11 protein-coding genes and 1 pseudogene are annotated in these 11,339 nt (G+C 73.7%); 9 read left to right on the top strand and 3 right to left on the bottom strand.

What is annotated here, in order from left to right:
• A pseudogene (locus tag ACFV0Q_RS30200) lies at positions 1 to 576 on the bottom strand (hypothetical protein); the annotation flags it as partial.
• Between the two features lie 15 nt (positions 577 to 591).
• Here ACFV0Q_RS30200 and ACFV0Q_RS30195 point away from each other — a divergent pair.
• Positions 592 to 1,440: a hypothetical protein gene (locus ACFV0Q_RS30195; protein WP_385009536.1), complete on the top strand. Its 849-nt coding sequence runs from the start codon at positions 592 to 594 to the stop codon at positions 1,438 to 1,440.
• Between the two features lie 78 nt (positions 1,441 to 1,518).
• On the opposite strand, the gene ACFV0Q_RS30190 is transcribed toward ACFV0Q_RS30195, so the two are convergent.
• Positions 1,519 to 2,793 (bottom strand): DUF1015 family protein, encoded by a 1,275-nt coding sequence (locus ACFV0Q_RS30190; protein ID WP_385009535.1) that lies wholly within the window; start codon positions 2,791 to 2,793, stop codon positions 1,519 to 1,521.
• A gap of 135 nt (positions 2,794 to 2,928) precedes the next feature.
• Here ACFV0Q_RS30190 and ACFV0Q_RS30185 point away from each other — a divergent pair, with 135 nt between their 5' ends.
• The 4 genes from ACFV0Q_RS30185 to ACFV0Q_RS30170 all read left to right on the top strand — a co-directional run bounded on the left by ACFV0Q_RS30185 (position 2,929) and on the right by ACFV0Q_RS30170 (position 7,017).
• Complete coding sequence (locus ACFV0Q_RS30185) at positions 2,929 to 3,960, top strand: HAD hydrolase-like protein (RefSeq protein ID WP_385009534.1); 1,032 nt, start codon at positions 2,929 to 2,931, stop codon at positions 3,958 to 3,960.
• A gap of 71 nt (positions 3,961 to 4,031) precedes the next feature.
• Positions 4,032 to 5,078, top strand: a complete 1,047-nt coding sequence (locus tag ACFV0Q_RS30180) for a FecCD family ABC transporter permease (protein WP_385009533.1) — start codon at positions 4,032 to 4,034, stop codon at positions 5,076 to 5,078.
• Complete coding sequence (locus ACFV0Q_RS30175) at positions 5,075 to 6,139, top strand: FecCD family ABC transporter permease (RefSeq protein ID WP_385009532.1); 1,065 nt, start codon at positions 5,075 to 5,077, stop codon at positions 6,137 to 6,139. Before ACFV0Q_RS30180 ends, ACFV0Q_RS30175 begins: the two co-directional genes overlap by 4 nt.
• On the top strand, positions 6,136 to 7,017 hold the full coding sequence (locus ACFV0Q_RS30170) for an ABC transporter ATP-binding protein (RefSeq protein WP_385009531.1): 882 nt from the start codon (positions 6,136 to 6,138) through the stop codon (positions 7,015 to 7,017). Before ACFV0Q_RS30175 ends, ACFV0Q_RS30170 begins: the two co-directional genes overlap by 4 nt.
• Positions 7,018 to 7,051: 34 nt before the next feature.
• Here the strand turns inward: ACFV0Q_RS30170 and ACFV0Q_RS30165 are convergent, their stop codons facing one another.
• Positions 7,052 to 7,399 carry an SCP2 sterol-binding domain-containing protein gene (locus ACFV0Q_RS30165; protein WP_385009530.1) on the bottom strand — a complete coding sequence of 116 codons (348 nt, stop codon included), beginning with the start codon at positions 7,397 to 7,399 and terminating at the stop codon, positions 7,052 to 7,054.
• A 65-nt stretch (positions 7,400 to 7,464) separates the two neighbouring features.
• On the opposite strand from ACFV0Q_RS30165, the gene ACFV0Q_RS30160 reads away from it, so the two are divergent.
• The 4 genes from ACFV0Q_RS30160 to recN all read left to right on the top strand — a co-directional run bounded on the left by ACFV0Q_RS30160 (position 7,465) and on the right by recN (position 11,320).
• Positions 7,465 to 7,716: a hypothetical protein gene (locus ACFV0Q_RS30160; RefSeq protein WP_385009529.1), complete on the top strand. Its 252-nt coding sequence runs from the start codon at positions 7,465 to 7,467 to the stop codon at positions 7,714 to 7,716.
• Between the two features lie 7 nt (positions 7,717 to 7,723).
• A complete protein-coding gene (locus ACFV0Q_RS30155) occupies positions 7,724 to 8,539 on the top strand; it encodes a TlyA family RNA methyltransferase (RefSeq protein WP_385009528.1) in 816 nt (271 codons plus the stop codon).
• A gap of 38 nt (positions 8,540 to 8,577) precedes the next feature.
• Positions 8,578 to 9,507, top strand: a complete 930-nt coding sequence (locus ACFV0Q_RS30150; protein WP_385009527.1) for an NAD kinase — start codon at positions 8,578 to 8,580, stop codon at positions 9,505 to 9,507.
• Between the two features lie 85 nt (positions 9,508 to 9,592).
• The gene (gene recN / locus ACFV0Q_RS30145; protein ID WP_385009537.1) at positions 9,593 to 11,320 is read left to right on the top strand and encodes a DNA repair protein RecN; all 1,728 of its coding nucleotides are present in this window, start codon (positions 9,593 to 9,595) and stop codon (positions 11,318 to 11,320) included.
• The last annotated feature ends 19 nt before the right edge of the window (positions 11,321 to 11,339 follow it).

Raw genomic sequence — 11,339 nt, 5'->3', positions numbered from 1 at the left:
GGTGGGGACCGTCCGAGCTTCCCGCGTCGTGATGATGACCGTGGTGGTTTCCGTGGCGGTCGTGATGACCGTGGTGGCGACCGTCCGTCGTACCCGCGCCGTGACGACCGTGGTGGGGACCGTCCCACCGGTGGCGGCTTCCGTCGTGACGACCGGGGCGAGCGTCCCAGCTTCCCGCGTCGTGATGACCGTGGTGGGGACCGTCCGAGTTACCCGCGTCGTGATGACGACCGTGGTGGATTCCGTGGCGGTCGTGATGACCGTGGTGGCGACCGTCCGTCGTACCCCCGTCGCGACGACCGTGGTGGCGACCGCCCGTCCTACCCGCGTCGTGATGACGACCGTGGTGGATTCCGCGGTGGCCGTGATGACCGTGGTGGCGACCGTCCGTCGTACCCCCGTCGTGATGACCGGGGCGGCGACCGTGGTGGCTTCCGTGGTGGCCGCGATGACCGCGGTGGTGACCGTGGCGGCTTCCGTGGGCGTGACGACCGTGGTGGCGACCGCGACTTCCGTGCGGACCGCGACCGGGACCCGGTCAAGCGGCTTCCGATCGACGACGACGTCACCGGGCACGAGATCGACGCCGATGTGCGTCAGGAGCTCCTGAGCCTGCCCAAGGGTCTGGCCGAGGAGGTCTCGCGCAACCTGGTCATGGTGGCCCGGCTGATCGACGAGGACCCCGAGCAGTCGTACGCGTACGCCCGGATCGCCCTGCGTCTGGCTTCCCGCGTCGCCGCCGTCCGCGAGGCCGCCGGCTTCGCCGCGTACGCCACGCAGAAGTACAGCGAGGCCCTCGCGGAGTTCCGTGCCGCGAAGCGGATGACCGGTTCGGTCGAGCTGTGGCCCGTCATGGCCGACTGCGAGCGCGGCCTCGGCCGTCCGGAGCGGGCCCTGGCCATGGCCGGCGAGCCCGAGGTGCAGAAGCTGGACAAGGCCGGCCAGGTCGAGATGCGTCTCGTCGCCGCCGGTGCCCGCCGGGACATGGGCGAGCTCGACGCCGCCATCGTGACCCTGCAGAGCCCGGAGCTGGCCTCCAGCTCCGTCCAGCCCTGGACCGCGCGCCTGCGGTACGCCTACGCCGACGCCCTGCTGGCCGCCGGCCGTGAGGACGAGGCGCGCGAGTGGTTCGCCAAGACCCTCGAGGCCGACAAGGACGGGGCGACCGACGCCTCCGACCGGCTGGCCGAGATCGACGGCGTCGAGTTCGTGGACGCCGCCGCGATCGAGGACGACGCCGACCTCGAGGACGCCCTCCCCGAGGACGACGAGGACGAGGACGACGAGGACGACGCCGAGGTGGCCGCCGCCGAGCGCGCCTCCGACCAGGCCGAGTACTACGACGAGGACGACGACGAGTACGAGCCCCTCGACGAGGGCGACGTCGACGTCACCGACGAGATCGTGGTCATCGAGGACGACGAGCGCGACAAGGCGTAAGCCGTGAAGTAGCGCAGAAAGGGCGGTACCCCCTCGGGGGTGCCGCCCTTTCGCATGTCCGGAGGGGGTCCGGGGGCGTCAGTCCAGGCTGCGCAGGACCAGCCCCGTGGCCGGCTTCGGGCCGAAGGAGGTCGACTTCCGGGGCATGGTGACGCCCTGGCGGGCCAGGTCCCGGACGACCGCCTCCCGTACGGGGTGCAGCAGGACGGCGGTGCCGCCGTGGCGTTCGGCCATGGCGACGGTGGCGGCGGCGTCGTGGATGTAGGAGATCTGGTCCGGGGCGTCCGGGATCTTCCACAGCTCGTCCAGCAGCGTCGCGTGCAGCACCGTCGCGTCCAGCCGGCGCCAGGCCTCGGGGCGGTCGTGGCGGACGGTGCGCTCGATGAGGACCGGATCCGGGTCGGTCACCAGGTGGAAGGTGCCGTCGCCGGTCAGCAGGAAGGCGTTGCCGCGTTCCGAGGCGTCGGCGAGGACCTCCAGGGCCAGCGGCAGCGGGCCGTCGACCGGGCGGACCCGGAAGGAGCCGTCGAGCGCGGCCAGCGCCTGGGACAGCGGCAGCCGGCGCAGCATGCGGTGGATGGCGCGGACCTGGAGCGGGTAGCGGGCGGTGTCCACGAGGAGGACCAGGCCGAAGTCCCACGGGGTGGGGGAGCCGTGCTCCTCCTGGAGGCGCAGGTACGTCGCCCAGCGGTGGTGGCCGTCGGCGATCAGGGCCTGGCGGCTGCCGAGGTCGGCGGTGACGGCGGCCAGTTCTGCCGGGTCGGTGATGGCCCACAGGCGGTGGCAGAAGCCGTCCTCGGTGACGGTCGACAGCAGCGGGGGCCTGCCGGCGGCGGTGGCCTCGACGACCGCGGCCGCTCCCGTGCCCGGTCCGTCGCCCAGATAGGTCAGCAGGAGGGGTTCGAGATTGGCCGAAGTGGCACGCATCAGGCCCGCCCGGTCGGTGACCACGTCCGGCATGACGTCCTCGTGGGGCAGGACGATGCCGGCCTCCGCGTGGGACAGGGCGAGGGCGCCGATGATGCCGCGCTGCAGGACGCCGGCCCTGCGCTGCTCGTAGACGTAGAGCGCGGGCTGCGGATCGGCGCTGAGGATCCCCTCGGCGAGCCAGTCGTTCAGGGTGTGGGCGGCCTGCTCGTTGCGTGCGGCGGGGGTCTGCGCCTGGGGCAGGATCAGCCGGACGATGTTGTGCGGATCGGCGGACTCGAGGTAGTCGACTCCGTCGGGGCGCACGACCACGTCGTAGGGCGGAGACGTGACGGCGGCCAGGCTGCCGACGCGCTGCGGGACATAGCGCAGTCCGTGGAAGGGGATCAGGCGCAGCCCGTGCTCCGCGTTGCCAGGTGTGGTCATTGGTGCATGGTAAAACGCGTCTCGCGGTGCGGGATGATCGGGGGAGACGGGGAGCAGCGCAAACTCGGACAAGATCGATCGTAAGAATCCCGGGACCTGCGCGGAACACGAGAAGCAGCGAAGAGGAGCGGCCAGATGACGCGGCAGAGCAGGACCAGTCCCGCCGGAAGCGAGCGCGATCTCCACCGGGCCTATGACACGGCTCTGCTGGATCTGGACGGAGTGGTGTACGCGGGCGGGCTGGCCATCGCGCACGCCGTGGACTCCCTCGCCGCGGCCCGGGACGGGGGGATGCACCTCGCGTACGTCACCAACAACGCGCTGCGCACCCCGGACGCCGTCGCCGAGCACCTGGGCGAGCTGGGCATTCCGACGGACCCCTCCGAGGTGATCACCTCGGCGCAGGCGGTGGCGCGGCTGATCGCGGATCAGGTGGAGCCCGGGTCGAAGGTGCTGGTGATCGGCGGCGAGGGGCTGCGGGTCGCGCTGCGCGAGCGCGGGCTGGTGCCGGTGGAGTCCGCCGAGGAGGAGGGGCTCGCGGCCGTCGCGCAGGGGTACGGGGGGCCGGACCTGGCGTGGGGGCGCTTCGCGGAGGCCTCGTACGCGATCAACCGCGGGGTGCCGTGGTTCGCGTCGAACACCGACCTGACGATTCCGGCGGCGCGCGGGATCGCGCCGGGCAACGGGGCAGCCGTGGAGGTCGTACGGATCGCCACGGGCGCGGAGCCGCAGGTGGCGGGCAAGCCGCTGCCCCCGATGCACCGGGAGACGGTGCTGCGGACGGGGGCGGTGCGGCCGCTGGTGGTCGGGGACCGGCTGGACACCGACATCGAGGGCGCCTTCAACGGGGAGGTGGACTCGCTGCTGGTGCTGACGGGGATCGCGGACGCGGAGCAGGTGCTGCGCGCCGAGCCGAGGCACCGGCCGACGTACGTGGACCGGGACCTGCGCGGGCTGCTGACCGGGCAGCCGGAGGTGGAGCGGGCCGGGGAGGGCTTCCGCTGCGGCGGGTGGACGGCGGTCGCGCTGGACGACGTACTGGACCTGCGGGGCGAGGGCGAGCCGATGGACGGGCTGCGGGCGCTGTGCGCGGCGGCCTGGACGCGGGCGGGGGACGGCTCCTGCGCGCTGGACGCGGGGAAGGCCCTGGCCCTGCTGGGGCTGTAGGAGGGTGGGGCCGGGGGCGTTCGGCCGTTCGGGGCACCATTGCGGTCAGAGGGTAGGCTAACCTAACCACCGTGTTGGTCGAGAGTCCCCCCGAACAGAGCGCGGCGCAGGCCGTCGCCCCCCGTACCCGCCACGGCGCGCGTGCGGCCGGTCTGCTGGCCGCCCTCGCGGTACTGGCCCTGGTGGCGGTGGCGAGCATCGCCGTCGGGGCCAAGGCGATGCCCCTCGGTGAGGTGTGGCACGGCCTGTTCCACTTCACCGGGACCACCAGCGACGTGGTCGTGCGCGACCTGCGGATCCCGCGCACCCTCCTGGGGGTGATGGTCGGGATCGGGCTCGGGCTGTCCGGCGCGGTCATGCAGGCGCTGACCCGCAATCCGCTGGCCGAACCCGGCATCCTCGGCGTCAACGCGGGCGCCGCGGCGGCCGTCGTCTCGGCCATCAGCTTCTTCGGGGCGAGCTCCCTGGACGCGTTCGTGTGGTGGGCCTTCCTCGGTGCCGCCCTCGTCTCGGTCCTCGTCTACGTGCTCGGCGGCAGCCGCAGCGCGACGCCGGTGCGGCTCGCGCTCGCGGGTACGGCGGCCAGCGCGGCGCTCGTCGGCTACATCAACGCCGTGCAGCTGATGGACAGCAAGGCCCTGGACAAGCTGCGGTTCTGGACGGTGGGTTCGCTGGCCTCGGCCACCATGGACACCGTCACCCAGGTGGCGCCGTTCCTGCTGGCCGGTGCCGTGCTCGCGCTCGCGCTGGGCCGGCCGCTCAACGCGATGGCGCTGGGCGACGACACCGCGCGGGCGCTCGGCGCGCACCTGACGCGGACCCGGATCGCGGCGATGGTCGCCATCACCCTGCTCTGCGGGGCCGCGACGGCCGCCTGCGGGCCGATCGTCTTCGTCGGGCTGATGATCCCGCACCTGGTGCGGATCATCACCGGGCCCGACATGCGCTGGGTGCTCGCGTACTCGGCGGTCCTGTCGCCCGTGCTGCTGCTCGGCGCCGACGTGGCCGGACGGGTCGTCACCCGGCCCGGCGAGCTCCAGGTGGGCATCGTCACCGCGCTGTTGGGCGGCCCCGTCTTCATCTACCTGGTTCGGCGCAAGAGGATGGCCCAGCTGTGACGGCGACCTCGAAGGACGCGAAGCACGTCCCCCTGCGCGCGCTGCGCGGGCCCGGCCGCACCTCGTTGCGGATGGAGCCGCGGGCGATGGCGACCGGGGTGGTGCTGGCCGCCCTGACGCTGGCGCTGGCCGTCGTGCTCATCGGCACCGGCGACTTCGAGATCGCCCCCTGGGACGTCGTGCGGACCCTGCTGGGCAACGGCAACCCCGCCGACGACTTCATCGTCAACGACCTGCGGCTGCCGCGGGTGCTGGTCGCGGTGCTGGTCGGCGCGGCCCTCGGCATGGCCGGGGCGGTCTTCCAGTCCGTCTCGCGCAACCCCCTCGGATCGCCCGACCTGCTGGGCTTCGGGTACGGGTCGTCGGTCGGCGCGCTCGTCGTCATCATCCTGTTCAAGGGCGGCGCGGCCGAGGTCGCGGCGGGCGCGGTGGCGGGCGGGGTGCTCGCGGGCGCCGCCGTCTACCTGCTCGCGTACAAGCAGGGTGTCCACGGGTACCGGCTGGTGCTGGTCGGCATCGGCTCCTCCGCCGTCCTCGTCGCGGTGATCCAGTACCTGATCGCGAAGGCGCAGCTCGTCGACGCCACCCGGGCGATGGTCTGGCTGACCGGTTCGCTGGCCGGGCGGGACTGGGCGCAGGTGTGGCCGCTGCTGGCGACCTGCGCGGTGCTGTTCCCGCTGGTCCTCGGGCAGAACCGGGCCCTGCGGATGATCGAGATGGGCGACGACTCGGCGTACGCGCTGGGCGTGCCGGTGGAACGGACCCGGATGCTCTTGATGCTGGCGGCGGTCCTGCTGACCACCGCGGCGGCCGCCGCGGCCGGTCCGATCAGCTTCGTGGCCCTGGCCGCGCCCCAGCTGGCGCGGCGCCTGACCCGCTCGCCCGGCCCGAACCTGCTCACCGGCGCGCTGATGGGCGCCGTCCTGCTGCTGGCCTCCGACCTGGCCTCGCAGCGGGCGTTCGGCGCGGACCAGCTGCCGGTGGGCGTGGTGACCGGCCTGGTCGGCGGCGTCTACCTGCTCTGGCTGCTCGTCACCGAGCGCAAGGCGGGACGCATATGAGCGCGCGGGACGACCTGCTTCCCGCGTCCGGCAACGAGTCCGGCGACGCGCCGGGCCACACGAGGAGTACGCAAGTGCAGCGGCTGACCGCGGAGAACGTCACCCTCGGCTACGACCAGCGGGTCATCGCCGAGAACCTGTCGGTGGAGATCCCCGACAACTCGTTCACGGTGATCGTCGGCCCCAACGCCTGCGGCAAGTCCACGCTGCTGCGGGCCCTGTCGCGGATGCTGAAGCCGTCCGCCGGGCGGGTGCTGCTGGACGGTCAGGCCATCTCCTCGATGCCGGCCAAGAAGGTCGCCCGGACGCTGGGGCTGCTCCCGCAGTCCTCGATCGCCCCGGACGGGATCACCGTCGCCGACCTGGTCTCGCGCGGCCGGTACCCGCACCAGGGGCTGCTGCGCCAGTGGTCGGAGCAGGACGAGCGGATCGTCGCCGAGTCGATGGCGGCCACCGGGGTCGCCGAGCTCGCCGACCGGGCCGTGGACGAGCTGTCCGGCGGGCAGCGCCAGCGGGTGTGGATCGCCATGGCGCTGGCCCAGCAGACGCCGCTGCTGCTGCTGGACGAGCCGACGACCTACCTGGACATCCAGCACCAGCTCGACGTGCTCGACCTGTGCGCGGAACTCCACGAGAACCAGGGCCGGACCCTGGTGGCGGTGCTGCACGACCTCAACCACGCGGCCCGCTACGCCACCCACCTGATCGCCCTGCGCGGCGGCGTGGTCGTCGCCGAGGGCCCGCCGGCCGAGGTGGTCACGGCGGAGCTGGTGGAGGAGGTCTTCGGAGTGCGGTGCCAGATCATCGCCGACCCCGAGACGGGGACCCCGCTCGTGGTGCCGGCCGCCCGGCAGGCCCGGGTCAGGGCGGCGGTCTGAGGCAGGGCCTCAGGGCCTCAGGGCCTCGGCAGCCTCAGAGCATGCTCTTGAGGCGGAGCAGGTCGCGGAAGCCGGCCTCCAGGCGGACCCGGCCGGAGGCCCAGGCCCGGGCGAACTTCAGCTCGCCGCCGACCAGCGCGAGCAGGTCGTCGCCGGTCATCGCGAGCCGGATCTCGGCCTTGGCGCGGGGCGGGCCGGGGGTGACCGCGTCCACCTGGATCCGGCCGCCGTCGAGGCGGCCGGAGAAGGTCTGGTCGAGGTCGGTGATGTGACAGCTCAGGGACCGGTCGAAGGCGGCCGCGCCGCGTACGTCGTCGTCGGCCCGGGCGAGGTTGTCGGAGAGTCGGTCGAGTGCGTCGCGGCACTCCTGGATCGTAGCCATGGTGATCACGACCGTACCGCAGAGCCGTGCGCGGCCGGGGCCGCGCTTCGGGGTAGCGTCGGGGCATGACCGACGACGTGTCCGCGAGCGTTCCGGACGTCCCCGCCGAGCCCGCCGGGGCCGCTCCGCTGGGCCTCGTACGGACCCCCACCGGCCACGCCGGCGTCGACGCCCGGCTGGAGCGGCTGGCGGACGCGGACCACCTGCCCGCCGACGAGCACGCCGCGGTGTACGAGGATGTGCACGGGGGACTGCGCGAGGCGCTGACGGCGCTGGACGCACCGCCCGTCCCCGGACCTTACGAAAACAGGAGCTGAACCGAACGTGGCAGGAGTGGCACGCCGCCGCCTGGACGCCGAACTGGTACGCCGCAGCATGGCCCGCTCGCGCGAGCACGCGGCCCAGCTGATCGCCGCGGGCCGGGTGACCGTGGGCGGCACCACCGCGACCAAGCCGGCCACGCAGGTCGAGACCAGCGCGGCCCTCGTCGTCCTCAAGGACGACAGCGACCCCGACTACGTCTCCCGGGGCGGCCACAAGCTGGCCGGCGCCCTCGCGGCGTTCAGGCCGCAGGGGCTGGAGGTCGAGGGCCGGCGGGCGCTCGACGCGGGAGCCTCGACCGGCGGCTTCACCGACGTGCTGCTGCGCTCGGGCGTGGACCACGTCGTCGCCGTCGACGTCGGCTACGGGCAGCTCGCCTGGTCGCTGCAGAGCGACGATCGGGTCACCGTCAAGGACCGTACGAACGTCCGCGAGCTGACGGTCGAGCTGATCGACGGGGTCCCGGTCGACCTGGTCGTCGGAGACCTGTCCTTCATCTCCATCGGGCTGGTGCTGCCCGCGCTGGTGCGCTGCACGGCGCCCGGCGCGGACCTGGTGCTGATGGTGAAGCCGCAGTTCGAGGTGGGCAAGGACCGGCTGGGCAGCGGCGGAGTGGTGCGCAGTCCCGAGCTGCGGGCGGAGGCCGTACGGGAGGTCGCGGCGCAGGCCTGGAAGCTGGGGCTGGGCGTGCTCGGGGTGACGGCGAGTCCGCTGCCGGGGCCGTCGGGCAATGTCGAGTACTTTCTGTGGCTCCGGGCGGGGGCACCCGCACTCGACCCGGGGGATGTCGATCGTGCAGTGGCGGAGGGGCCGCAGTGACAGATGTGTCAGCAGGGTCAGCAGGATCAGCAGGGTCTGTGCATTCGGGGGGACGGGAGGGGGAGACGGCGCGGACCGTCTTCCTGCTCGCGCACACCGGGCGGCCCGCGGCCATCCGCAGTGCCGAGCTGGTCGTGCTCGGGCTGCTGCGCTCGGGCCTCGGGGTCCGGGTGCTGGAGCAGGAGGCGTGTGACCTGCCGCTGCCGCCCGAGGTGGAGCTGGTCGCCGAGTGCACGCCGAAGGTGCTCGACGGGTGCGAGCTGCTGATCGTGCTGGGCGGCGACGGGACGCTGCTGCGCGGGGCGGAGTTCGCGCGCGGTTCGGGGGTGCCGATGCTGGGCGTCAACCTGGGCCGGGTGGGGTTCCTCGCCGAGGCCGAGCGGGACGACCTGGACAAGGTCGTCGACCGGGTGGTGGCGAAGTCGTACGAGGTCGAGGAGCGGATGACCCTCGACGTTCTCGTACGGACGAACGGTGACGTCGTCCACCGGGACTGGGCGCTGAACGAGGCCGCCGTCCAGAAGGTGTCCCCGGAGCGGATGCTGGAGGTGGTCCTGGAGATCGACGGGCGCCCGGTGACCGGCTTCGGCTGTGACGGGATCGTCTGCGCGACGCCGACGGGCTCGACCGCGTACGCCTTCTCCGCCGGTGGGCCGGTGGTCTGGCCGGAGGTGGAGGCGCTGCTGATGGTGCCGATCAGCGCGCACGCGCTGTTCGCGAAGCCGCTGGTGACCTCGCCGGACTCGGTGCTGGCGGTGGAGGTGCAGACCGGTACCCCGCACGGGGTGCTGTGGTGCGACGGGCGGCGGATGCTGGAGCTGCCGTCGGGGGCGCGGGTCGAGGTCCGCCGGGGCACGGTGCCGGTGCGGCTCGCCCGGCTGCACCACGCGTCCTTCACCGACCGGCTGGTCGCGAAGTTCGCGCTGCCGGTGTCGGGATGGCGCGGGGCACCCCACGAGACCACGTAATAGCACACCCGTTCGTAGAACTCCGGGCGGGTGACGTCACATGGCACCCGGGAAACCTCGGTATCGTCGTCCCGTGCTTGAGGAGATGCGGATACGGTCGCTCGGGGTCATCGACGACGCGGTGGTCGAGCTGTCGCCCGGATTCACCGCGGTGACCGGCGAGACCGGCGCGGGCAAGACGATGGTCGTCACCAGCCTCGGGCTGCTGCTCGGCGGCCGCGCCGACCCCGCCCTGGTGCGGATCGGCGCCAAGGCGGCGGTGGTGGAGGGGCGCATCGTGCTGCGCCCCGGCGCGCCCGCCGCCCTGCGCGCCGAGGAGGCGGGGGCCGAGCTCGACGACGGCACCCTGCTGATCAGCCGGACGGTGTCCGCCGAGGGGCGTTCGCGCGCCCACGTCGGCGGCCGCTCCGTCCCCGTCGGCCTGCTCGCCGAGCTCGCCGACGACCTGGTCGCCGTCCACGGACAGACCGACCAGCAAGGCCTCCTGCGGCCCGCCCGGCAGCGCCAGGCCCTCGACCGGTACGCCGGGGACGCCGTCGCCGGCCCCCTGGAGAAGTACGCGGGCGCCTACCGGCGGCTGCGGGCCGTCGCCGTCGAGCTGGAGGAGATCACCGCCCGGGCCCGGGAACGGGCCCAGGAGGCGGACCTGCTGCGCTTCGGGCTGGACGAGATCGCCGCCCTGGAACCGCTGCCCGGCGAGGACACCGAACTGGCCGCCGAGGCCGAGCGGCTCGGGCACGCCGAATCGCTGGCCTCCGCGGCACAGGCCGCGCACGCCGCGCTGGCCGGGGACGTCGAGGACCCGGAGGGCGTCGACGCGAACACGCTCGTCGCGGGCGCGCACCGGGCGCTGGAATCCGTACGCTCCCACGACCCGGTGCTCGGCGGGCTCGCGGACCGGATCGGCGAGCTCGGGATCCTGCTGGCCGACGTGGCCGGGGAACTGGCCGGGTACGCCGACGACCTCGACGCCGACCCGCTGCGGCTCGCCGCCGTCGAGGAGCGGCGGGCGGCGCTGACCCAGCTGGTGCGCAAGTACGGGGACGCCGAAGGCGGGCTGGCCGCCGTACTGGAATGGGCCGAGCGGGGCTCGAAGCGGCTGCTGGAGCTGGACGGCGACGACGAGCGGATCAACGCGCTGACCGCCGAGCGGGACGGGCTGCGGGCCGAACTGTCGCTGCTGGCCCAGGCCCTGACGGACGCGCGGACGGAGGCCGCCGAGCGGTTCGCCGCCGACGTGACCGCCGAGCTGGCCTCCCTGGCCATGCCGCACGCGCGGGTGACCTTCGACATCCGGCAGACGGAGGACGCCGAGGGCGTCGAGGTCGGCGGACGCCCGGTCGCGTACGGGCCCTCGGGCGCCGACGAGGTCGAGCTGCTGCTGGCCCCGCACCCCGGCGCCCAGCCGCGGCCGATCGCCAAGGGCGCCTCGGGCGGTGAGCTGTCCCGGGTGATGCTGGCGGTGGAGGTCGTCTTCGCCGGCTCCGACCCGGTGCCCACCTACCTCTTCGACGAGGTCGACGCGGGCGTCGGCGGCAAGGCGGCCGTCGAGGTCGGGCGGCGGCTGGCGAAGCTGGCCAAGTCCGCGCAGGTCGTCGTCGTCACGCACCTCCCGCAGGTCGCGGCCTTCGCGGACCGGCAGCTGCTGGTCGAGAAGACCGTCGACGGATCGGTGACCCGCTCCGGGGTGACCGTCCTGGAGGGCGAGGACCGCATCCGCGAGCTGTCGCGGATGCTGGCCGGCCAGGAGGACTCGCAGACCGCTCGGGCCCACGCGGAAGAACTGCTGGAGGCGGCGCGCGCGGACGCGTGAGCCGCGCACGACGGGGGCC

This window comes from Streptomyces sp. NPDC059564, assembly GCF_042735575.1.
In the GTDB taxonomy this organism is placed as follows: domain Bacteria; phylum Actinomycetota; class Actinomycetes; order Streptomycetales; family Streptomycetaceae; genus Streptomyces.
This window is presented reverse-complemented; position numbering and strand designations above follow the sequence as displayed.